The organism is Marinobacter sp. ANT_B65, from assembly GCF_002407605.1.
Taxonomy (GTDB): domain Bacteria; phylum Pseudomonadota; class Gammaproteobacteria; order Pseudomonadales; family Oleiphilaceae; genus Marinobacter.
Genome location: NZ_NXGV01000002.1, coordinates 232,463 through 254,832, shown reverse-complemented (window position 1 = coordinate 254,832; position 22,370 = coordinate 232,463). Strand labels below are relative to the sequence as shown.

19 protein-coding genes are annotated in these 22,370 nt (G+C 51.2%); 10 read left to right on the top strand and 9 right to left on the bottom strand.

What is annotated here, in order from left to right; all coding sequences use genetic code 11:
• Positions 1-75 precede the first annotated feature (75 nt).
• Genes CPA50_RS11315 through CPA50_RS11305 form a run of 3 tightly spaced genes read right to left on the bottom strand, consistent with a single transcriptional unit; the run spans position 76 to position 3,517 of the window.
• A complete protein-coding gene (locus CPA50_RS11315) occupies positions 76-1,326 on the bottom strand; it encodes a hypothetical protein (RefSeq protein ID WP_096782625.1) in 1,251 nt (416 codons plus the stop codon).
• Entirely contained in the window at positions 1,323-2,525 is a 1,203-nt protein-coding gene (locus CPA50_RS11310) for a methanobactin export MATE transporter MbnM (protein WP_096782624.1), read from the bottom strand. Before CPA50_RS11310 ends, CPA50_RS11315 begins: the two co-directional genes overlap by 4 nt.
• Positions 2,522-3,517, bottom strand: coding sequence for an MbnP family copper-binding protein (locus CPA50_RS11305; RefSeq protein ID WP_227519612.1), 996 nt, complete (start codon positions 3,515-3,517; stop codon positions 2,522-2,524). The genes CPA50_RS11310 and CPA50_RS11305 overlap by 4 nt, the downstream gene beginning before the upstream one ends.
• A gap of 236 nt (positions 3,518-3,753) precedes the next feature.
• On the opposite strand from CPA50_RS11305, the gene gabT reads away from it, so the two are divergent.
• Together gabT and CPA50_RS11295 are read left to right on the top strand one after the other, a co-directional pair.
• Positions 3,754-5,031, top strand: coding sequence for a 4-aminobutyrate--2-oxoglutarate transaminase (gene gabT / locus CPA50_RS11300; RefSeq protein WP_096782963.1), 1,278 nt, complete (start codon positions 3,754-3,756; stop codon positions 5,029-5,031).
• A 99-nt stretch (positions 5,032-5,130) separates the two neighbouring features.
• Positions 5,131-5,868 carry a VC0807 family protein gene (locus CPA50_RS11295; protein WP_096782623.1) on the top strand — a complete coding sequence of 246 codons (738 nt, stop codon included), beginning with the start codon at positions 5,131-5,133 and terminating at the stop codon, positions 5,866-5,868.
• Between the two features lie 124 nt (positions 5,869-5,992).
• Here the strand turns inward: CPA50_RS11295 and gyrB are convergent, their stop codons facing one another.
• The 5 genes from gyrB to dnaA form a co-directional block, all read right to left on the bottom strand.
• Positions 5,993-8,407, bottom strand: a complete 2,415-nt coding sequence (gyrB, locus tag CPA50_RS11290) for a DNA topoisomerase (ATP-hydrolyzing) subunit B (RefSeq protein WP_096782622.1) — start codon at positions 8,405-8,407, stop codon at positions 5,993-5,995.
• A gap of 79 nt (positions 8,408-8,486) precedes the next feature.
• Positions 8,487-9,620, bottom strand: coding sequence for a DNA replication/repair protein RecF (recF, locus tag CPA50_RS11285; protein WP_096782621.1), 1,134 nt, complete (start codon positions 9,618-9,620; stop codon positions 8,487-8,489).
• 122 nt (positions 9,621-9,742) lie between these two features.
• Complete coding sequence (locus tag CPA50_RS11280; RefSeq protein ID WP_096782620.1) at positions 9,743-11,014, bottom strand: ABC1 kinase family protein; 1,272 nt, start codon at positions 11,012-11,014, stop codon at positions 9,743-9,745.
• Between the two features lie 10 nt (positions 11,015-11,024).
• Positions 11,025-12,128 carry a DNA polymerase III subunit beta gene (dnaN, locus tag CPA50_RS11275; protein ID WP_096782619.1) on the bottom strand — a complete coding sequence of 368 codons (1,104 nt, stop codon included), beginning with the start codon at positions 12,126-12,128 and terminating at the stop codon, positions 11,025-11,027.
• 40 nt (positions 12,129-12,168) lie between these two features.
• On the bottom strand, positions 12,169-13,617 hold the full coding sequence (gene dnaA, locus CPA50_RS11270; protein ID WP_413772163.1) for a chromosomal replication initiator protein DnaA: 1,449 nt from the start codon (positions 13,615-13,617) through the stop codon (positions 12,169-12,171).
• Between the two features lie 679 nt (positions 13,618-14,296).
• On the opposite strand from dnaA, the gene rpmH reads away from it, so the two are divergent.
• The 7 genes from rpmH (at position 14,297) to CPA50_RS11235 (ending at position 21,053) form a co-directional block, all read left to right on the top strand.
• Entirely contained in the window at positions 14,297-14,431 is a 135-nt protein-coding gene (gene rpmH / locus CPA50_RS11265) for a 50S ribosomal protein L34 (RefSeq protein WP_008172542.1), read from the top strand.
• A gap of 15 nt (positions 14,432-14,446) precedes the next feature.
• Complete coding sequence (gene rnpA / locus CPA50_RS11260; RefSeq protein WP_096782617.1) at positions 14,447-14,854, top strand: ribonuclease P protein component; 408 nt, start codon at positions 14,447-14,449, stop codon at positions 14,852-14,854.
• Positions 14,854-15,147: a membrane protein insertion efficiency factor YidD gene (gene yidD / locus CPA50_RS11255; RefSeq protein ID WP_096782616.1), complete on the top strand. Its 294-nt coding sequence runs from the start codon at positions 14,854-14,856 to the stop codon at positions 15,145-15,147. The genes rnpA and yidD overlap by 1 nt, the downstream gene beginning before the upstream one ends.
• 4 nt (positions 15,148-15,151) lie before the next feature.
• Positions 15,152-16,879 (top strand): membrane protein insertase YidC, encoded by a 1,728-nt coding sequence (yidC, locus tag CPA50_RS11250; RefSeq protein WP_096782615.1) that lies wholly within the window; start codon positions 15,152-15,154, stop codon positions 16,877-16,879.
• Positions 16,880-16,971: 92 nt separating this feature from the next.
• Positions 16,972-18,369: a tRNA uridine-5-carboxymethylaminomethyl(34) synthesis GTPase MnmE gene (gene mnmE, locus CPA50_RS11245; protein WP_096782614.1), complete on the top strand. Its 1,398-nt coding sequence runs from the start codon at positions 16,972-16,974 to the stop codon at positions 18,367-18,369.
• Between the two features lie 98 nt (positions 18,370-18,467).
• The gene (locus tag CPA50_RS11240; protein ID WP_096782613.1) at positions 18,468-19,934 is read left to right on the top strand and encodes an aldehyde dehydrogenase family protein; all 1,467 of its coding nucleotides are present in this window, start codon (positions 18,468-18,470) and stop codon (positions 19,932-19,934) included.
• A 30-nt stretch (positions 19,935-19,964) separates the two neighbouring features.
• The gene (locus CPA50_RS11235; RefSeq protein ID WP_096782612.1) at positions 19,965-21,053 is read left to right on the top strand and encodes an NAD(P)-dependent alcohol dehydrogenase; all 1,089 of its coding nucleotides are present in this window, start codon (positions 19,965-19,967) and stop codon (positions 21,051-21,053) included.
• Between the two features lie 33 nt (positions 21,054-21,086).
• Here CPA50_RS11235 and CPA50_RS11230 read toward each other — a convergent pair whose 3' ends face one another.
• A complete protein-coding gene (locus tag CPA50_RS11230) occupies positions 21,087-21,545 on the bottom strand; it encodes a YchJ family protein (RefSeq protein WP_227519611.1) in 459 nt (152 codons plus the stop codon).
• Positions 21,546-21,625: 80 nt separating this feature from the next.
• Between CPA50_RS11230 and CPA50_RS11225 the strand changes: the two genes are divergently transcribed.
• A complete protein-coding gene (locus tag CPA50_RS11225; RefSeq protein WP_096782611.1) occupies positions 21,626-22,303 on the top strand; it encodes a DUF2959 domain-containing protein in 678 nt (225 codons plus the stop codon).
• Positions 22,304-22,370 lie beyond the last annotated feature (67 nt).

Below are 22,370 nucleotides of genomic sequence, written 5' to 3'. Positions count from 1 at the left end.
AAAGCTTGTCAGGAAGCACCCATAACACTCATTACCACCCGGCCCCAAAGCAGATCAGCGTCCTTTCGACTGCTGTCAGTGCTGGTGCCCGCCACTGGCTCCTGAAGCTGAAGGCCAGAGCCGTCCACTCCAGACCACGCCCACCGACCAGCGCAGGTCACTCTCAGGCAAGGTTCGATCCTCGGTAACTTCGGTTCGAAGTGCCAGGTTGTCCCGCCATTGCCAGTGCCAGAATGCTGTGTAACGCTCCGGATCGTGATCCTGCGGGTTTGCTAATCCGGAATCCGTGGCCAGAACAGGTGCAGCAGCGCCCACCAGGTGATTGTCGGTTGAGAGCCATTCCCCTCGCAGGCCCACAGTATGGCGACGCCACTGCAGGTAAGGTTGCACCCAGCCGCCGATCTGATCACTGTCCACGCTGGCCTGACGTCCGGTAGAGTCATGCAGGATGCCGTCCATATCCATTTGCATAAGCTCGGCCTCTACACCCAATTGCCAATGGGGTTGAGGTTTGTAACGAAGGGCACCGTGCAAACCTGCAATGTCTGTATCTCCGGTGAAGCGGGTATCAGGAAACAGGGTTGCGGTTACGCCAGGCGGTGTCACCGGCGTATGAATATGTGTACCACCATAGCGATCATCCGCTCTGGAACTGGCAGAAGCCCGGTAGAACCAGCCACCCCCGGAAAGAGTAAGCCGTTCTCCCTGCCACTGGTATCTGGCAAATACATCCCAGTTAGTGTCGCCGGTATCGGTAGCCGGAAAAGCCTTGCCCCTCCATACCTCTGCACCCGCCGACACACCCTCTGTTTCATGCCACCAGAAACGCACACCCTCATCGTGGAAGTCGCGGCCAAAAAAAACATCATTGATCAGTGGCGAATCGCTGATCCAGCGGTCGGCCGCATGGCTGGCCAGACTTGGAGAAAACACTGCCGACATTTTACCCGCTTCCAGCACCCAGGGACCGGTAGCATCGCAACAGACATAGCCGAGATAGGCGTGTTGCAGTTCCACCTCGTCGCTATGATCATCGTCGCCTCCTCCGTGGCTACCGATTTCTATGACCCCGAACACATTCTCATTGATGCGGGAACCAACAGTCAGGGTTGCTTCATCAACACTTACGCCCTTTTCCTGGGGCCAGGCATGACCACCCATCATGGTTCCCGGGATCTGCCAGAATTCATATTTATCAACAAGACTGGCCGAACGCCAGGTTGCCACTACGCTTGCACTTACTTCCAGCTTAGCGTCTTCGGGAATATAATGGGCGTAGCCCGTAACCGGCAGAAGCAGTGCCAGCAAGACACAGAAACGAATCATGGAGTCAGATCCTTATTGGAATTATCGGTCCAGGGATTTGAGAATCGCGGGTTGGTAATAAAAGCCTGATCCGTCAGGGATTCTAAAAAGGCTACCAGATCCTGGATTTCCGATTCAGTAATTGAAAACGAAACGATGAAACCGTCTTTGTAGGGATTCATTCGGCCATCGCCCGGGTAGGGCGGGGAGACTATCAAACGGCCACCGGCAGCGTAATTGCGGATGACATCCTCCAGAGTATCCACTGAGCCATCGTGGTTGTATGGTGCAGTCAGCGCCACGTTCCTCAGGCCTGGAGCCCGGAACTGTCCCATATGGTCGGGATTCCCGGTGACCTCATGGCGCCCTGTGTTTGGTTCCGGATAGGCCCCAAGACCATCAATGTTGTACAGCCCGGTATTGTGGAATAGCAGGGTATTGAAAGTGGTCAGGCGGTCCGTAGTGGCATCGGTAAAGTTATACCCGGCATGGCAGTGAAAACATTCCAGCCTTTCGCTATTAAATAACCGCTCTCCCCGCAAAGCCTCTTCAGACATGGCCCCCCGGTCATAGTCACTGTCGAACGAAGTTAACCCACGAACAAAAGAGGCAAGCGCTTTAACTATATTGTCCCAGGCCAGATCACCGGATAAAGGATCACTCTGATCAGGAAATGCCTCGGCAAACAAACTTGCGTACGCAGGTTCAGCCTGCAAACTCCGGAGCACCTGCTCATGGTTACCCTCGTTCAGCCCATGCTCAATGGGGTCATCACCAAACAGAGGAATCATGATCTGTTTCTCGATAGTCCCAAGGCTGGGGTTGGCCCATGTCAGAGTATTATTCCAGGCAACGTTCACCAGAGCCTGGCTGTTCCTCGGATGACGTTCCCCTGTGGCCCCGGAAGCCTGCGCCAGCCCATCACTGAACGCCTTGTCCTGCTGATGACAACTGGAACAGCTGATTGTGCCGTTGGAAGACAGGCGACTGTCATAGAACAGATGCCGCCCAAGCTGGAATTTCTCTTCCGTCATAGGGTTGTCTTCGGGCTCCCTGGGCAGGGGAATCTGCTCCGGGAGCTCCCAGTCGAAACCGGAAACCCGGGCACCCTGATCATCCACCGTCGTCTGGCTTTGTTCCAGACAGCCAGTCAGCATAATCAGCAAAGCAACACCCATGACAGGCCGGCGAAAGCCGGCCCTCAAATGGCGCTTTCTCATAGTGCCTGACGTTCGACTATAGAAAAGACTACAGCGTTGGGATTGCCACCAGCGTTTTGTTCTTCACCGAACGGTAGCGCAAGGTTCTTGAACACTGCAGGACATTCAGGATCTCCTGCAAACGACATACAACCCGGCGATCCACCGCCATCCTGGTTCAGGTTGGAACCAGATATCAGAGCGGCATAATCAATTGCGATAGCGTACGCTCCCGGCTCGAATCCCCCCAGAGGCAAAGATACCTCTACCCTGTTATCCGCAGCACAAGGCTCAGGTGCCACCCCATCTGCCAGATCAGAGGCACCAACCTCACAGCCGGTGCTTCCAAGATGGAGGTTCCACGCAGTACTGGACCATTCAACATCGTCCGGCCGGGTGATACCACCAACAGGGATGACATCGGCTGCCATAAACTTGTAACCGTTCTGCCAGTTCCAGGTCATACCGCTCGCAAGGCCAGGATTTCTCAACGGCTCTTCAGCGCTGCTTTGATCGGCATGGTTCTGTTCAAATGGCACACCTATGGTAAATTCGAAATGGCTGATGGTCTTCGCAGGATCCAGTTCGGCTGAACCAACAAGAGTATCCTTGAACCCTGGATTATCATCGGTACCTGATATACAAACGTCGGTCGTATCACCGGCTTCGTTCACTGTTGCCTTATCACGAAAATCCAGCAGAGCCACCAGGGAATTCTGGCCAGGGGCATCCGGGTCCAGATTGAAGGGAATTTCTTCTCCCTGGTCAGTTACAAGGCGCACGTTACTGACAAACATCCTGAAATCTTCAAATTCAACGCTGGCAGAATTAGTGCCCAGGCCCGTATATGTCTGGCCACAGGTCATCGGATCACTGCCTACCATCGCCTTGAAGGGTATAGTCAGCTCCGTTAGTTCATCAGCAGCTGTTTCAGTTGATGAGGACGAGCTTCCACCGCAGCCACTCAGTAAAACACTACCCGCAATGAAGCAGTACAGCCCTTTTTTTCTCATGCCACAATTCTCCGTTTACCAGTTACGCTTTTGATTGTTTGAGTTAATCATCTAATTGAAACGCGCCTATTATCTTTAGCCTGAGTACAAAAAAGGATGTGGCATGTTGTCGCGGCAATCATGCCCTTCAACAAACTGAACAGAGAGACTTTCCGTCATCGGTTTGTGTCATGCCCCGGTACTCCCTACACTGGTTAATGAAACTGATAACTCAGAGACACAGGGAGAATGGCAAAGTGAGCAACAAAGAATTGCAGGCACTCAAAGAACGCTACGTTGCAGCGGGTGTGGCAAGCCCTAATGAACAGTTTGCCGACCATGCAACCAACGCCGAACTGTGGGACGCAGACGGCAAACGCATGATCGACTTTGCCGGGGGTATAGGTGTACTCAATATTGGCCACCGGCATCCCAAAGTTGTCGAAGCCGTAAAAAACCAGCTGGATAAGCTGATGCATACCTGTCAGACGGTCATGCCCTATGAGGGCTATGTGCGTCTGGCCCAGAAGTTGAGTGAAGTAGCGCCCGTAAGGGGCCATGCCAAGGTTATGCTGGCCAACTCGGGCGCCGAAGCTCTTGAAAATGCCATCAAGATCGCCCGCTCGGCGACAGGCCGCAACAACGTTATATGCTTCGACGGTGGTTATCACGGTCGTACCTTTATGACCATGGCCATGAACGGCAAGGCGGCACCTTACCAGACAGATTTCGGCGTAATGCCCGGTTCTGTTTACCGCGCACCTTATCCTGTGCCTTATCACGGAGTGAGCGAGGATGAAGCTCTGCGTGGTTTGCGCATGACCATGAAGACAGACTCCCCGGCAAACCAGACAGCTGCCATAGTGCTGGAACCGGTGTTGGGTGAGGGCGGTTTTTACGCCGCTCCAGCCAGCTTCCTGAAAGAGATCCGCAAGATCTGTGATGAAAACGGCATCATGATGATTGTCGACGAAGTCCAGAGTGGCTTTGGTCGTACCGGTAAGATGTTCGCCATTGAACACAGTGGCGTTGAGCCGGACATCATGACCATGGCCAAAAGTATGGCCGATGGCATGCCAATCTCAGCCATTGTTGGCACTGACAAATATATGGATTCCTCCGGACCCAACTCTCTGGGCGGCACCTATACCGGCAGTCCCACTGCGTGCGCGGCGGCTCTGGCTGTATTCGACGTATTCAAGGAAGAAGATATTCTGGGTAAGAGCCTGCGCCTCGGCGAGAAGCTCAAGCAGCGTTTCTCCCAATGGCAGGAACAGTTCACTCATGTGGACAATGTTCGCGGTCTTGGCCCCATGGCGGCATTCGAAATGGTGGAAAACAAGGAAAGCCGTAAACCTATGCCGGAACTTGCGGCAGAAATCACTAAAAAAGCTAAGGAGAAAGGATTAATCCTTCTTAGCTGTGGCATGTACGGCAACACCTTACGTTTCCTTATGCCGGTGACAATCGAGGATAGTATCCTTGAGGAAGGCCTGGCTATTGTTGAGGAAAGCCTGAAAGAAGCGGGCGCCTAACCCGGAAGTTTGCCCTTGAAAAGCCGAACCTCCGGGTTCGGTTTTTTTATGGCGTTCGTCGTATACTGCCTCTAGCTGTTTCACTAATCAGGCAGAATTATGAATTCACAGAACACGACTTCTGTACCCGACCACAAACCCAGGCCCTGGGTCGATCTCCTCGTCAGTATCATTATTCCATCCGTTATTCTGATGAAACTCAGTGGCGATCAGTACCTTGGCAGCGTAAACGCTCTTATTCTGGGCCTGGCCTTCCCCCTGGGTTGGGGACTGTTTGAGTTAATCCGTTATAACAAAAAGAACTTTATCGCTTTGCTGGGTCTGATAAGTGTCGGACTGACAGGTGGTATCGGTTTACTTGAGCTTGATGCCGGGTGGTTAGCCATAAAAGAGGCTGCAATTCCAGCGATTATCGGCCTGGCAGTACTGGTTTCTACCCGCACCAAGTACCCTCTGGTTCGCACACTTCTCTATAATCCGAATGTACTCGATGTGGAAAAAATTCACGGAGCGCTGGAGGAGAAAAACTGTGTCGGGGAATTTGAAGCCCGCTTATTGAAAGCCAGTTACTTTTTCGCCGGCACCTTTTTGTTCTCATCCATCATGAACTATGTTGTTGCGCGCTGGATAGTAGTCAGCCCCTCGGGTACACAGGCGTTTAACGAAGAACTTGGCAGAATGACTCTGGTCAGCTACCCGATGATCGCCATTCCTTCCATGGTTATGATGATGCTGATTTTTTATTACCTGTGGAGAACCATACGCCGCCTCACTGGTTATACCCTGGAAGAGGTGATGGCACCTCATCTGGCGGAAAAAGATAAGGCGAGTTCGTAAATATCAGGCCCGAAACCCGATAGATAACATCATATTACAAACACCTGCCAGTTTTTCAGTATAAAAAAAGCGGCCAGAGTATCTCACTCTGGCCGCTTTTTTTCTTCCCGGTATAACCCTCTGTCTAGATATCCAGGTTGTGCACTTCCAATGCATGGGTCTGAATAAAGTTACGACGAGGTTCAACATCATCACCCATCAGAGTGGTAAAGATCTGGTCAGCCGCGATGGCATCATCAATCTTGACCTTCATCATCCGACGGGTTTCAGGATCCATGGTAGTTTCCCACAGCTGATCCGGATTCATCTCTCCAAGACCTTTGTAGCGCTGGATGTTCAGGCCTCGCTGGGCTTCCTTCATCAACCAGTCAAGAGCACCTTCAAACGACAATATTGCCTGTTTGCGCTCGCCACGCTGTACGTAGGCACCTTCTTCAACCAGCCCGTTCAGCGTCTCACCCAGGCGTGCTATGGCACCATAGGATGGCGACTCAAAGAAGTCATGACTAAACAGATGTTCGTGAGGAATACCGTGAACATAAATAGTCACTTTAGGCAGATAGAGACCGCGCTCTGAATCCCTGGAAACTGAAAAAACATACTTGGTTCCGGTGCGGGTATCAATATTGAGCCCGTCACCCAGGCGGCTGGCCCATGCAGCAACTTTCTGCTCGTCCTTCAGGTCCTCAACTTTCAAGGTATCGTTCTGAAGCATCCGCTCCAGCACTTTGGCCGGATATGCACGGGACAGACGGTCGATCATTGACATCACAGCCTGGTAATCCTTCACCATCGTCTCAAGAGCAGAGTCCTTGATGGCTGGAGCTTCCGGGTTCACATACAGCTGCGCACCTTCCAGTGAGGTCTGGGTGAGAAACGCCTCTTTGGCTTTCTCATCCTTCAGGTACTGTTCCTGCTTGCCACGCTTGACCTTGTAAAGCGGCGGCATTGCGATAAACACATGTCCACGCTCAATGATTTCGCGCATCTGACGGAACAGGAAGGTCAGTAACAGGGTGCGGATGTGGGAACCGTCGACGTCAGCATCCGTCATTATAATGATAGAGTGATATCTCAGCTTATCCGGGTTGAATTCTTCGCGACCAATACCACAGCCAAGAGCCGTGATAAGTGTTCCAACTTCTGCAGAAGACAGCATCTTGTCGAAGCGCGCTTTCTCCACGTTCAGGATCTTACCTTTCAGTGGCAGAATCGCCTGGGTCTTGCGGTCCCGGCCCTGTTTGGCGCTGCCGCCGGCCGAATCACCCTCCACTATGAACAGTTCAGAGAGGGCGGGGTCTTTCTCCTGACAGTCCGCCAGTTTTCCGGGCAGGCCTGCAATATCCAGCGCACCTTTACGGCGGGTCATGTCCCGCGCTTTACGGGCAGCTTCACGGGCCCGGGCAGCTTCAATCATTTTATTAACAATCAGTTTCGCTTCGCCTGGCTGCTCTTGCAGATACTCTGCAAAGCTCTGATAAAGCTCCTGCTCAACTGCTGTTTTCACTTCTGAAGAGACCAGTTTGTCTTTGGTCTGTGAAGAAAACTTGGGATCAGGCACTTTTACGCTGATGATCGCCGTCAGTCCTTCCCGTGCATCATCACCAGAGGTGCTTACCTTCGCCTTCTTGCCCAGCCCTTCGTGTTCAATATAGGTGTTCAGAGAGCGGGTAAGGGCGGCCCGGAAGCCTGCCAGGTGAGTACCACCATCGCGCTGAGGGATATTGTTGGTAAAACAGTAGATGTTTTCCTGGAAAGCATCATTCCATTGCATGGAAACTTCTACGGAAATCCCATCTTCACGCTCACGGGTAAAATGGAAAACCCTGTTTATGGGGGTTTTATTGGCATTCAGGTGTTCAACAAATGCCCGCAAACCACCGTCGTACTGAAAGACTTCTTCTTTACCGCTACGCTCATCCGTCAGGCGAATACGAACACCGCTATTCAGGAAAGCAAGTTCCCTTATACGCTTGGCCAGAATTTCATAGTGAAATTCGATATGGCTGAATGTTTCAGGGGAGGGGATAAAGTGAACCCGTGTTCCGGAGGCATCTGTATCACCAACCACGGTCAAGGGCGCATTAGGCACACCATGTGTATAAACCTGTTCATACACTTTGCCATCCCTGCGGATGGTCAACGTCAGCGTCGACGACAATGCGTTTACAACTGAAACCCCTACACCGTGAAGACCACCGGAAACCTTATAGGAGTTATCATCAAACTTACCCCCTGCGTGGAGTATGGTCATGATCACTTCGGCGGCGGACACACCTTCTTCTTCGTGGATATCCACAGGAATGCCGCGGCCGTTATCCTGAACACTCACAGACTCGTCCGGATGGATAATAATTCCGATTTCGGAACAGTGCCCTGCAAGAGCTTCATCGATGGAGTTATCCACCAACTCGAAGACCATGTGATGCAGACCGGTGCCATCGTCTGTATCACCAATGTACATCCCTGGCCGTTTTCGCACCGCATCCAGCCCTTTCAGGACTTTGATATTGGTAGAATTGTAGCTCGATTCACTCATTAGGAAACTCCTGAAGCGTAAGGGCCGGCGCTTTCCCTGTAGCTGCTTCTGTGCAGACCAGGGATTTGGTAAGCCGGTTTTATTCTTCCTTCAATTTGCCATGTTCCACGTGGAACATCCGGTAATCAGGTATTTCGTTGCCATTCCATATTGACTCCGGATCTGGACGTTCAATAGCGGTAATAAATACCTGACAACGTAACTGCTGTAACTTGCGGGCCAGCATCATTCTGTGGCCCTCATCCAACTCGGCGTTAATATCATCAACCAGAAAGCTGACCTGCTTTCCGAGATCATTCAACACCATGCTCTGGGCAATTTTCATCAAAATAACGAGGGTTTTCTGTTGGCCGCGTGAAAAGGTTTCCGCTACCGGTCGTCCCTGAAATCTGATTCGGATATCCGCACGGTTCGGCCCATAAAGGGTGTGCCCCATACGCATTTCCTGTTCCCTGTGACGGAGAAGTACATCGGCCAGTGATTGACCAGTATCCCACCCAGGATAAAACTCCAGTCTCAGTCCTTCTGTCCAACTCACATCCACTTCATCAACCAGACTATCAAAAGCGCATTTGAACTGATCAAAAGCGGCTTTACGTGCGTCACTTATTCTTTCACTCAGCGCTGCGTACTGGGCATCCCAGATACGCAACAAGGATTCGTCCAGTCTACCATTTCTCAGCGTTTGATTCCGCTGTGATGTGACTCTCTGGCACTGTTGCCAGCTTGATGCGAACGAAGGTTCCACGTGGAACACTGCCCAATCAAGAAATTGGCGACGCTTTCCAGGGCCACCGGCAACTATGTCGAACACGCCAGGATCAATAACAGAAACCGGTAAATGCTTTGCCAGGACAGAAAGGCTTCTTACCCCTTCACCATCGACGCGGAGTGTTGTTTCTTTCTGAACAACATCTCTGGAGATACCTAACCTATGAGCAAGCACACCTTCGGACTGAGCATTACGTTCCTCATCGAACCCATGATCCAAACCGCCAAACACCGTGAATCTTTGCTGGCCATGCTGAACAACCGCCTTATGGCGGTTAACCCGAAAAGATCGCCCAAGACCAAGATAACCTATAGCCTCCAGCAGACTTGTCTTGCCGCTACCATTAGGACCATAAAGTAAATTGAATGATGGTGAGAACGAAACTGGCTCAGAGGGAGACAGGTTGCGAAAAAACTCTGTATGGAGTTTCACTAGCGCCATAGAAAGGACAGCTCATCACGGCAACAGGAGGAATGGATATATCCATGAAAAAAGGCAGCATCCCGCAGTTCCGGGAATGCTGCCCTAGTGTACAAAACCAGACCAGTGAAGGCGAACCCGCCTCAATGAAGCATATTAAGACGCTCGTCCATGAACACATCCATCTCGGGAGCAAGAATATGTACATAACGGTCAAAATACAGGAACTGTTTCAATAGCAGAGCGAACTCGCGGGGGAAGTGCAGTCCATGGCTTTCACCAACTTTTACCATGTCCATCAGAATGCTGTTAACGTCATCTTCAGTCTGGTCAGCATGGTAGGGAACTTCGTCCGGCACCATTTTATCCATCTGTTGATAGAGTTTACGCAGATCCGCCGCCAGATCCTCCGCCTTAACTGTCTGGCTAGTGACACCAATACGAATCATGGCTTCGGCCATACCATCGAAGTTACCGACCATAACCGATGAAATGAAGTCGCTGACTGCCTGCCAGGTGTCTGGCCTGATCCGCCCGACGATACCGAAATCAATAAAACCTACCCGCCCATCCTTCAATACCATCAGATTACCGGCATGCACATCGGCGTGGAAAAATTCACACTGGGTCAGGCTGGCAAACCAGGTATTCATTGCAGTGATCAGTGTCCGCTCAGGGTCTTTCGCATAACCACGAATACTCTCGAGGTCTGTCAAAGATACTCCATGGAAGCGTTCCATTGTGAGTATTCTCCGGGTACTGCAATGTTCATAAACGAGGGGCACTGTAGCGTCTTCATTATGTGTTTCGTGGAGGAAATTGCGAAACACCTTCAGATTATTCGCCTCCTTGATGAAATCGCATTCTTCCATCATGGTTCGCTGGATTTCTTCCACAATACCCGAAAGCGATGTCCAGGAGAGCTTTGGCGCCAGGGTTTCCAGTATCCGCGCTGAGAGATACAGGAAATTAAGATCTGTCAGGAGAATATTTTCAACACCTGGTTTCTGAACCTTGATAACCACTTCTTCGCCGGTAACCAGTCGGGCCGTGTGTACCTGTGCGATAGAAGCGGATGCCAGTGCCACCGGATCAATCTCAGAGAACACTTCATCTATCGGACGATCCAGTTCTTCGCGGATAATCCGTTTAATAACGCCAAAAGGCAGGTTGGGGGTCTGGTCCAGACAGTATTGAAACTCTTCAACGTATTCTTTCGGGAAGAAGGTCGGAGAACTGGCAATGAATTGTCCAAGCTTGATGTAAGTCGCGCCTAACGACTCAAATGTCTGGCGCAACAACCGTGGAGCAGGGGGGCGATCCCCCCCGACCCACCGGGCACCGGTCCGGCCCAATACAGAGAGCGTTTGCCCGATTCTGAAAGCGCCTTTGATTCCGTTAGTTACGGTGCCCATCAAACTTCTCCTAAAGCCTCATCGGCATGACCACATAGAGGCAGCGGTTGTCATTTTGCGATTCGATCAGCGCACTGCTATTTGGATTGGAGAGGGTGAGCTTCACCTGATCTTCATCCAGCGCGTTCATCACATCTATCAGATAACCAACATTAAAACCGATCTGAAGCGACTCGCCCTGATAATCAACCGGAAGAGCATCTTCCGCCTGTTCCTGATCCGGGTTATTGGCAAACACCTGAAGTTCATTTGTTGCCAGATTCAGACGAACGCCACGGATATTTTCGTGGGAGAGAATACCTGCACGCTGTAGCGTATTTTTCAGAGTCGCACGGTCCGCCAGAACTATCTTGTCACCACCACGCGGAATTACGCGGTTATAGTCCGGAAACTTACCTTCAATCAGTTTGGAGGTGAAAGTGTAGGATCCCACAGTAGCGCGCAGATGGTTGTCACCAATAACCAGCGTAACCGGTGTTTCAACATCATCGAGCAAACGCGAAAGCTCCAGGACACCTTTACGGGGAACAATGACCTGCCTGGGTTCCGCACAACCTGTACTGAGCTCCACATGTGCCATCGCCAGACGGTGACCGTCCGTTGCCACGGTACGCACGTGCCCTTTATCCACTTCCAGCAACAACCCGTTCAGATAATAACGAACATCCTGCTGAGCCATGGCGAAAGCCGTCGCGTCAAACATACGCCGCAATTCTTTCTGCGGCAGTTCCAGCCGAAAACTTTCTGGTTCATCTTCAACATTTGGAAAATGCTCCGCTGGCAAGGTCGAAAGCGTAAAATGGCTTGCGCCACACCTTACATGCAGCCTGTCGCCTTCAAGCAACAGCTCAATCGGCGCTTCGTCGCCCAGAGCCCGACATATATCTGAAAGCTTGCGCGCAGGAACCGTAATCCGACCAGGCTGGTCCACATGAACAGGTGTAACCCGTCCAACCAGCTCAACCTCCATATTTGTCCCGGTCAGGATCAGTGAATTATCTTCGGCCACCAGCAGTACATTGGACAGTACCGGCATGGTCTGCTTTTTTTCAACGACACCGGCAATGCTTTGCAACGGTGTGAGCAGGGATTCTCGGCTGATCGTCAGTTTCATGTCACTCAGCTTTCTTTTGTTGGAAGGATGAATGTTGTTTTCATGTGGTCAGCAACCTCATGAAATTCTGATAGTCTTCGCGGATGCCGGGATCCGTCTCCTGAAGTTCCACAATCTTCTTGCAGGCATGCAAGACAGTTGTGTGGTCACGCCCTCCAAAAGCATCACCGATTTCCGGCAGGCTGTGATTGGTCAGCTCTTTCGAGAGTGACATAGCTACCTGGCGGGGCCGGGTAACCACGCGGGTGCGTCGCTTGGAATGCAGATCCGCTACCTTTATTTTATAGTACTCAGCAACAGTGCGCTGAATGTTATCAATGCTGACCTGTTTTTCATGCAGAGCCAGCAGATCTTTCAGGCTTTCACGAATAAACGGAGGTGTAATCTCAGATCCTGTGAAGTGAGCATTCGCTATCACTAATCGAAGCGCCCCTTCTAGTTCTCTTACATTAGAACGGATTTTCTGTGCAATAAAAAACGCCGCTTCGCTACTGAGTTTCACGTTAACCTGATCGGCCTTTTTCATCAGAATAGCTACCCGCGTTTCCAACTCAGGCGGCTCTACCATCACAGTCAGGCCCCAGCCAAAACGGGATTTAAGACGCTCTTCCATATCCACAATTTCTTTGGGAAACCGGTCACAGGTTACGATCACCTGTTGCCCACCTTCCAGCAGCGCATTAAAGGTATGAAAAAACTCTTCCTGGGAGCGCTCTTTACGGGCGAAAAACTGGATATCATCAATCAGCAACGCATCAACCGAGCGGTAATATCGTTTAAATTCGTTGATAGCATTCAGTTGCAGAGCCTTGACCATATCTGCAACAAAACGTTCTGAGCGCAGGTAAGCAACCTTTGCATTCGGATTACGCCGGACAATATCATTCCCGATCGCGTGCATAAGGTGAGTTTTACCAAGACCCACACCGCCATACAAAAATAACGGGTTATAGGCACCACCAGGGTTTTCCGCTACCTGCATGGAGGCTGCGCGGGCAAGCTGGTTAGACTTACCTTCAACAAAGGTTTCAAACGTGAACCCTTCGTTAAGGAAGCTCTGATGCTTGATATCACCTTCAACCTGAACCGACCGGCGTCCCGCACCTGGCCCATTACTCTGCGCCAGGCGACTGCTACCGCCTGATGAAACAACACTTCTCTCTTCCTCAGCGACCTTGCCAGAAGATTCTTCCTGAACTCGCCCGCCGGAACCCTGCTGGACCAATTCAGAACGCAAAACCGGCTCAGACTCTCTCGGAGCTGATCCGACTTTCATCGCGACTCTTGGTGCCTGACCACCATTCAGTTGCTTGAGAACCTCTTCTATACGCCGCAGGTACTTCTCATTCACCCAATCCATTACAAAACGATTAGGCGCAAACAGCATCAAATGCCCTTCACGATGTTCGGACTGGAGGGGCCTGAGCCAGGTATTGAACTGTTGTGCGGGAAACTCATCCCGGAGTACTTCAAGACATTGATGCCACATGCTGTTCGGCACGACAGTCCGCTCCCGATAACACAAAAATTTCTCAAACCGGACAAGGGGTGCCCGATCCCGAAAGTTGAGCACGGATTCTAACCCGCCGGCTCTCCCAGTGAAAGTAAAAGCAGCACACCATAAACAGCCTGTGGAAATTTATACTTCTAATAATCATAGTTTTACAAACTTACACACAACCTTGTGTACAGAAATTCTTTTACAGCAGGATATGCACACAAGCATGTGCACAACTGGCCCCCAGCTCTGTGTGCAACCCCGGGTTCACCGGTGGACAACTACGCTCTTTCCAATGGAGGCAACTTCTCCACAATTCGTCACTCGCTTATCCACAGGGCTCAGGCATACTTCCACTCAGCTTTGTGATTGCTTCATCTTGCTGATTTAAATTGAAGAATTTGCCTTTTCCACAGAAAATGGCCTGTGTAATAACAGTAATAATAGATCTTTTAAAAGAATTATAAAAAAGACCTTTTACTACTGTTATTCGTGAGATCGGCCTGGCTTTTCCGGACCCTCTCACAACAAATACTCTGCATCGGCATAAGCGCGTATCAATAAACATTGAACCCAGGATAAAATTTGCATAGAATGCCGCTCCTGTTTTGGTTATTAATTTTTCAGCCAACTCCCTAATGTTCAACACACGAATTGTGAGATAGTCACCATGAAAAGAACGTTTCAACCAAGCGTCCTGAAGCGTAAGCGCGTTCACGGTTTCCGTGCCCGTATGGCAACTGCCAACGGCCGCAAGGTAATTTCCCGTCGTCGTGCCAAAGGCCGTGCCCGTCTGTCTGCGTAACCTGTCGCTCGCCTTATGAAGGCTTTGAATTTCCCGAAATCGCACCGTCTTTTACGACCCGCCGATTACGGCAAAGTCTTCAACGACGTGCAGTTGAAGGTTCCTCACAGGAATTTTCTGATCCTGGCAACTCCGAATAATCTCGGACACGCCAGGATCGGTCTTGTTTTTGCGAAAAAGAACCTGAAACTGTCCGTACAGCGAAACCGGATCAAACGCCAGGTACGGGAAACTTTCCGGCACCGGCCGGATCTTCCCGGGATGGATATCATTGTTCTTGCACGTCAAGGGCTTGCAGTTCTTGATAACCAGACAGTCTGCAGATCTCTTGATGGTCTCTGGCAAAGGTTAGCAAAAAAGTACTATCAGCTCCCACCACGTAAACCAGCAGGTCCTGTACCCGCCGGTGAGGGAACAGATTAATGCGCAACTTGCTGCTTCTTCCTGTCCGTTTCTATCAGTACGCCATAAGCCCTCTGATGGCGAGTCATTGCCGCCATTATCCCACCTGTTCCCAATATGCAGTGGAAGCTATTTCGCATTACGGTTCACTGAAAGGTTCATATCTTTCGGTAAAACGCCTGCTGAGATGCCATCCATGGGCAGAAGGGGGTTATGATCCTGTGCCAGGTACTGTTCCATCCAGACAGGAAAAAGTGATCAGATGCTGTGCAGAAACTGACCATTCCTCAATAACAACCCAGACCAGACAGTAAATCTATGGATATTCAACGCATCGTATTATTCGCCGGCCTGGCTGTTGTCAGTTATCTGATGGTGCTTGCCTGGAATGATGATTATCACCAGCCTGTCCCTACTGAGCAGGTTGCAGAATCGGGAAATATCCAGGCAGACAACAGTTCGGCCGGGTCTGATTCTATGGTGCTTCCCGGTGAGTCATCCCAGGGATCTGCCTCTGCAAATGGTACAGCCGAAGAATTCATAACTCCGGAAAGTGGCCAATCTGTGTCCAGCTCCACGGGGAATACTGTCGGGGTAAACAATCAGTACATTTCTGTTCGCACAGATGTGTTTGATCTCGTTATTGATCGTGTAAGCGGAAATCTTGTTAAAAGTTCTCTTCTTGCCTATGACAAAACCTTGAAAGGTAGTGAGCCTCTAACCCTTCTGAACAACACAGAAAACCGTTTTTACGTGTTGGAAAGCGGGCTTATCGGGAAGAACGGACCGGATAACGCAAAAAATGGCCAGGCGCCTGTCTACGATACCGAGGCGACAAGCTATGAACTTTCTGAAGGCGAAAATGAGTTAACCGTTGACCTGGTTCATACCATGGAAAACGGTATTCGTATTACCAAACGCTATCAGTTTGAGCGTGATAGTTATGAAATTGACGTTCGTTATCTGATCGATAACCAGTCAGGTGAAGACTGGCAGGCTAATTTCACCGGAAAGATTGTCCGCGATCAGGCTCCGGATCCTACTTCCGGACCCAGCATGGGTATCAAGGCGTTCCTTGGCCTGGTAACCAGTTCTCCGGAAGATCCCTACGAAAAATTTGATTTTGGCGATCTGGAAGAAAAACGTATCAACCAGACTGTAACCAACGGCTGGATGGCATTTCTACAGCATTATTTCCTTACAGCCTGGGTACCTGAGCGGGACCAGCCCTCACAGTTCCAGACCACTCGCCGCGGTCAGTTACACGTAATGGGCTTTGTTTATCCGGCAACAACAGTAGCCGCTGGAGAAACTGCAGAAATTGGCGCCCGCGCCTATGTGGGACCAAAAATTATCGACCGCCTTGAAGCAGCAGCACCCAATCTTGACCGTACTGTAGACTTTGGCTGGCTGTTCTTTATCTCACTGCCGTTGTTTATCATTCTCGAATGGTTCCACAGCATAGTCGGCAACTGGGGCGTTGCTATTATCCTGCTGACAGTGTTGGTTAAAGGTGTATTTTTCAAACTCTCCGCCACCAGCTATCGCTCTATGGGCCGTATGCGTGCAGTTGCTCCGCAGCTCACCCGGCTGAAAGAGCTCTATGGGGATGATCGTCAGCGCATGTCCCAGGAAATGATGGCCCTGTACAAGAAGGAAAAAATCAATCCTCTGGGTGGCTGTCTGCCTATCCTGGTGCAAATGCCTGTGTTCATTTCACTGTACTGGGTTCTGTTCGAGAGCGTACAACTCCGCCACGCGCCGTTCATGCTCTGGATTCACGATCTGTCGGTTATGGACCCTTACTTCATTCTGCCAATCCTTATGGGTGCCAGCATGATGTTGCAAATGAGCCTGAACCCGACACCTCCGGACCCTATGCAGGCCAAGATCATGAAGCTGATGCCAGTGGTATTCACTGTCTTCTTCCTCTGGTTCCCGGCTGGTCTGGTACTCTACTGGTTGGTTAACAACATTCTGTCGATCAGTCAGCAGTGGTACATTACTCGCAAGATCGAAGCAGAAATGGCCAATAAGAAACACTGATTCAGTGGCCAGTTGATTGTTCAGTAGAGGCTCCGCAAGGGGCCTTTACTGTTTCAGGAATACGCAAAATTCTTGTGTAAGAGGCAGATGTCATGAACTTCAGCTCAGCAACCCCGGAAACCCTCCCCGCCAGCGATACCATAGCGGCCATAGCTACGGCCCCTGGTCAGGCCGGAGTGGGCATCGTCCGGGTATCCGGCCCCCGGGCAAAAACTATTGCTGCTGCGATGCTGGGGTATACACCCAAACCCAGATACGCCCATTACGGGCCCTTTCTCGATCAGAAAAATGAACTTATCGACGAAGGAATCGGACTCTTCTTCCCGAACCCTCATTCGTTTACAGGTGAAGATGTTTTTGAGTTACAGGGCCATGGTGGAACCGTAATACTGGATTTGTTACTGCGGGAAGTCTGCCAGCTTGGAGCGCGGCTGGCGCGCCCGGGAGAATTCTCTGAACGGGCATTTCTCAACGACAAACTGGATCTTGCTCAGGCGGAAGCTATCGCTGACCTGATTGAAAGCAGCTCGGAACAAGCTGCCCGCTGTGCTGTGCGTTCCATGCAGGGTGTGTTTTCACGGCGTATTGAAACTCTTGTTGAATCGGTAACACATTTACGGATTTATGTAGAAGCCGCCATAGATTTCCCGGAAGAGGAAATCGACTTCCTTGCGGACGGTAAAGTTGCAACAGATCTGCAAACCTTGCTGGAACAACTTCAGGGCATAATGGGCGAAGCCCAGCAGGGCACGATTTTGCGTGATGGAATGAAAGTGGTAATCGCCGGTCGTCCCAATGCCGGAAAATCCAGTCTGCTGAATGCGTTGGCAGGCCGGGAAGCGGCAATAGTAACTGCCATTGAAGGTACAACCCGGGACGTCTTGCGTGAACATATCCACATTGATGGAATGCCCCTGCATATTATTGATACCGCAGGCTTACGAGACAGCCCGGATGAAGTTGAACAGATCGGCATTGCACGGGCCTGGGAAGAAATCCGCCAGGCCGACCGGATACTGCTGATGGTGGATGCCACCACCACTGATAAAACCACACCCCATGAAATCTGGCCGGACTTTATCGATCAGTTGCCGAAGTCAGCACCTCTTACAGTCATTCGTAACAAGGTAGACCTGAGTGGAGAAACGGTTGGTATTTCCGAGTTATCCACAGGGCAGACTCCTGTTATAAGACTTGCAGCCAAATCTACTGATGGCCTCGAAGTGCTGCGTGATCACCTCAAACAGTGCATGGGTTTTGCCAGCACTACAGAAGGCGGTTTCCTGGCCAGACGCAGACATCTGGATGCACTGGAACGCGCCCGGGAATCCCTGCTGCAGGGTCAGGCTCAACTTGAAGGTTATGGTGCTGGTGAACTGCTGGCCGAAGACCTTCGGGCAGCTCAGGATGCCTTGGGGGAGATCACAGGGCAGATTACGCCAGATGAATTGTTGGGGAAAATCTTTGGGTCGTTCTGTATCGGTAAGTGAACCTGCAATGATCGTAGATACCGCTAGTTCGATAGTAAGTTGGATCTGAAGGAATATACTGATAACAAACGTTCATAACAGAAAGCGAGGTTGAGCTTGTGAATGAGTGCTATCGGAACTTTCATCTTCAACTGCTGACAGGAGAATGGCGCGAGGGCAGTGGCGAAAATTCCCGTCCTGTTGTGAATCCATACTCCGGTGAGACGTTGCTTTCCATTCGCTCAGCCACCACTGGTGACCTGGATGCGACATACCAGAAGGCGGCAGAGGCTCAGAAAGCCTGGGCAGACACGCCACCGGCGGAGCGCTCAGCTCTGATGCTGAGAGTGGTGTCGATCTTCGATGAGCGTAAAGAAGAAATCATCGACTGGCTGATTCAGGAGTCTGGCAGCACCCGGCTAAAAGCCACTATCGAATGGGGTAGTGCCCGCGCTATCACTCTGGAAGCGGCAAGTATGCCTGCACGTGCCCATGGTGCGACCATGAGTAGCGATATTCCGGGGAAAGAAAACCTTGTTTATCGAAAACCCTTAGGGGTGGTGGGCGTTATCAGCCCCTGGAATTTCCCGCTGCACCTTTCCCAACGTTCCGTGGCGCCTGCTATTGCTCTGGGTAATGCGGTGGTCATCAAGCCGGCAAGTGATACGCCTGTCACCGGAGGTTTGTTGCTGGGCCGCATCTTTGAAGAAGCGGGTCTGCCAGCGGGTGTACTTGGTGTAGTGATTGGTCCGGGATCAGCCATTGGTGATGATTTCGTATCACACTCCATACCTTCCCTGATTTCATTTACCGGCTCAACGCCGGTTGGAAAAAATATCGGTAAGATTGCTACTGGTGGGCGTTATCTCAAAAAGGTGGCCCTTGAACTGGGTGGCAACAGCCCGTTTGTTGTTCTTGATGATGCGGATGTTGAGCAGGCAGTGAAAGCTGCAGTTTTCGGCAAGTTTCTGCATCAGGGTCAGATCTGTATGGCTATTAACCGGATTATTGTGGATGCGACGATTTACGACCGGTTTGTGGATAGATTTGTTGCCCATGTTCGCACACTTAAAGTCGGTAACCCTGACCTGATGGAAACCTCCATCGGCCCCATCATCAATAAATCCCAGCTTGAAGGGTTACAGAAAAAGATCGCCAAAGCCAAAGAGCAGGGGGCAAAAGTGCTCCTTGAAGGGGAAATTCGCGGGCAGATGGTGCCGCCACACGTCTTTGGTGACGTGACGCCTGATATGGAGCTGAGCAGCGGTGAAATTTTCGGTCCGCTTGTGGGTATTCAGAAAGCACGGGATGAACAGCATGCCCTGGAACTGGCCAATGCCACAGAATTCGGTCTCTCCAGTGCCGTATTTTCCGGTGATCCGGACAGGGGGCTTAAATTTGCTCGCAAGATCAGGGCCGGCATGGCTCACGTTAACGATATGCCGGTGAATGATGAAGCGCATATGCCGTTTGGCGGTGAGAAAAACTCAGGGCTAGGCCGTTTCAATGGAGACTGGGCTATTGAAGAGTTTTCCACTGTGCAATGGGTGAGTGTACAGAGGTCTCCGAGACAGTATCCGTTCTGATCACGCTTGTTGAGTGAAGAGGTCATATTGATGGAAATTAAAGCAGCAGTAACTCATAGCCAGGGTGAGCCATTCAAACTGGAACCTGTGCAACTTGCAGACCCTGATTTTGATGAGATACGGGTTCGTATTGTGGGGGTTGGCGTCTGCCATACCGATGTTGTTGCGCGGGATCTGGGTATAGCGCCATTCCCGATTGTACTCGGCCATGAGGGATCCGGAGTTGTAGACTCTGTTGGCGCGGGTGTGTCTGATCTTGAAGCCGGTGATCATGTGGTGCTGTCGTTCGCGCACTGCGGTAATTGCGGGCATTGCCTGACCGGCCACCCAACCGTTTGCGATACCTTCAATGACCTTAACTTTGGCGGTGCCATGGACGATGGCAGCCGTCGGCTGGCTCAGGGTAAGCAGTCGCTGGCGACTTTCTTTGGCCAGTCGTCATTTGCCACTTACGCCATTGCCAAGTCCAGGAATGCGGTGAAGGTAGATCCAGACGTTGATATCGCGTTGTTGGGGCCGCTGGGCTGTGGTATCCAGACCGGGGCAGGTACGGTTCTTAATCGTCTCAAGCCGGAATTCGGTTCCAGTATTGTGGTTTATGGTGCTGGTGCTGTAGGGCTTAGTGCGGTTATGGCTGCCAGGATTGTTGGTTGTCAGTACATCATTGCCGTTGATGTGCATGACAGTCGTCTTGCTTTGGCTAAAGAGCTTGGCGCTACTCATATTTTCAACGGTAAAAATGTCGACGTTGTAGCGGAAGTTAAAAAACTCACAGGTAGCGGCAGTCATTATGCTGTCGAAACCACCGGGGTTCCTCCGGTGGTCAAGCAGTCACTGAATGCCTTGAGACCGTTGGGCACAGTGGCAATTGTGGGAATTACACCCGAGGTGAGTCTTGATATTCACAATGATCTTATGGCCGAAGGCAAGAGTATGATCGGTGTTATTGAAGGCGATTCCATCCCCCGGGTATTCATTCCACAGCTGATTGCATACTACAAATCGGGTAAGTTCCCGTTTGATAAACTGGTGAGGTTCTATGAATTTGACCAGATAAATCAGGCGTTTGAGGACTCAGCAAGTGGTATAACCATCAAACCTGTCCTGAAAGTAGGCTGACCCTGTCAAAGGAGGAGGCGGATACCCGCTTCCTCAAAGACAACAAGCCTTGAACTTTCTGCCGCTGCCACAGGGGCAGGGGTCATTGCGGCCGGGCTTCAGAATGCCTTCATGGGGCTCGCCATTCAGGTAATACCAGCGACCGTTCTCCCGCACAAATTGCGAGCGCTCCTGCAGGTAACCCCAGCCCGGATTGAGCCGGTAAATGGCCTGAAAGTGTACAAGGCCATTTTCGCCATTCTGGCTGCTTTCCAGAATTCGTAACGACGCCCAGTCCGGAGAGTTGTCCAGATCAAGCTCTTCTGGCCGTGTGTCAGGGTGCCAGCTGGCGCGCAGATAATCCCCGAGCTTCAGCACAAATGCGCTAAAGCGCGAGCGCATCAGTGCCTCGGGAGAATCAGCTGTGGCCCCTTGGTGGTAGCGCTGGCAGCAGTCCGCATAGGGGCGCTGGCTGTCGCAGGGGCAGTGTGGGATAGTAGTTTGCTCTGGCATTTGACCTGTGGTGTTTGCGTCAGGGATTGAAGCCTGCAGTATAACAACCGCGCTCAGACACAAAAGGATTGATTCAAACCATGTCTATACAAGCCAACACAGTTTCTGTTGTCACCCGGTTTACCAGTTTGTTCTGCCTTATGCTTGTGCTCAGCGGTTGCAGTTCGGTGTATTACAGCACTATGGAAAAGTTCGGCATTGAGAAGCGCGATATTCTGGTAGACAGAGTGGGTGATGCCCGGGATTCCCAGAGCGATGCCCGGGAAACCTTCCGCTCATCACTGGAGCGGTTTCAGAGCGTAGTGGAAACTCCTGAAACCGGGCTACAGGAAAAATATGACGTTATCAGTGATGCCTACGATAAGAGCCTGAAGTCGGCGAATAAGGTAAGGGATCGTATTGAGGCGGTTGAAGACGTATCCGGGGCGATGTTTGATGAGTGGGAAGACGAGCTGGACCTTTACCAGAGCGCGTCTTTGCGCCAGACCAGTGAGCGCCGGCTGGAAGAAACGCGGGAGCGATACAGAAGCCTGATGGCGCGGATGCATCAGGTGGAAAAGCGTATGAATCCGGTGCTGGAAGCGTTTGAAGACCAGGTATTGTTCCTGAAACATAATCTGAACGCCCAGGCCATTGGTGCCCTGGAAGATGAGCTCGGGCAGATTCGCCAGAATGTGGACAGCCTGATTAATGAGATGGAAGCTTCCATTGCTGAATCCGAGGCATTTATACAGCAGTTCCGTGAGGGGTCCGTTTAGCAGCGGTAATTTGTCAGATGCTGTCTTCTGGCGAGGATTCTGAAAGCTTCGGGGAATAATCCGGAAA

Bases quoted from the DNA above. Each gene is read 5' to 3' on its own strand.
- recF (WP_096782621.1), bottom strand. From the start codon at position 9,620: ATGGCGCTAGTGAAACTCCATACAGAGTTTTTTCGCAACCTGTCTCCC.
- rnpA (WP_096782617.1), top strand. From the start codon at position 14,447: ATGAAGGCTTTGAATTTCCCGAAATCGCACCGTCTTTTACGACCCGCC.
- gyrB (WP_096782622.1), bottom strand. From the start codon at position 8,407: ATGAGTGAATCGAGCTACAATTCTACCAATATCAAAGTCCTGAAAGGG.
- dnaA (WP_413772163.1), bottom strand. From the start codon at position 13,617: ATGTGGCATCAATGTCTTGAAGTACTCCGGGATGAGTTTCCCGCACAA.
- CPA50_RS11295 (WP_096782623.1), top strand. From the start codon at position 5,131: ATGAATTCACAGAACACGACTTCTGTACCCGACCACAAACCCAGGCCC.
- yidD (WP_096782616.1), top strand. From the start codon at position 14,854: ATGCGCAACTTGCTGCTTCTTCCTGTCCGTTTCTATCAGTACGCCATA.
- mnmE (WP_096782614.1), top strand. From the start codon at position 16,972: ATGAACTTCAGCTCAGCAACCCCGGAAACCCTCCCCGCCAGCGATACC.
- CPA50_RS11230 (WP_227519611.1), bottom strand. From the start codon at position 21,545: ATGCCAGAGCAAACTACTATCCCACACTGCCCCTGCGACAGCCAGCGC.
- CPA50_RS11305 (WP_227519612.1), bottom strand. From the start codon at position 3,517: ATGAGAAAAAAAGGGCTGTACTGCTTCATTGCGGGTAGTGTTTTACTG.
- CPA50_RS11310 (WP_096782624.1), bottom strand. From the start codon at position 2,525: ATGAGAAAGCGCCATTTGAGGGCCGGCTTTCGCCGGCCTGTCATGGGT.
- CPA50_RS11315 (WP_096782625.1), bottom strand. From the start codon at position 1,326: ATGATTCGTTTCTGTGTCTTGCTGGCACTGCTTCTGCCGGTTACGGGC.
- CPA50_RS11225 (WP_096782611.1), top strand. From the start codon at position 21,626: ATGTCTATACAAGCCAACACAGTTTCTGTTGTCACCCGGTTTACCAGT.
- yidC (WP_096782615.1), top strand. From the start codon at position 15,152: ATGGATATTCAACGCATCGTATTATTCGCCGGCCTGGCTGTTGTCAGT.
- dnaN (WP_096782619.1), bottom strand. From the start codon at position 12,128: ATGAAACTGACGATCAGCCGAGAATCCCTGCTCACACCGTTGCAAAGC.
- CPA50_RS11235 (WP_096782612.1), top strand. From the start codon at position 19,965: ATGGAAATTAAAGCAGCAGTAACTCATAGCCAGGGTGAGCCATTCAAA.
- rpmH (WP_008172542.1), top strand. From the start codon at position 14,297: ATGAAAAGAACGTTTCAACCAAGCGTCCTGAAGCGTAAGCGCGTTCAC.
- CPA50_RS11280 (WP_096782620.1), bottom strand. From the start codon at position 11,014: ATGGGCACCGTAACTAACGGAATCAAAGGCGCTTTCAGAATCGGGCAA.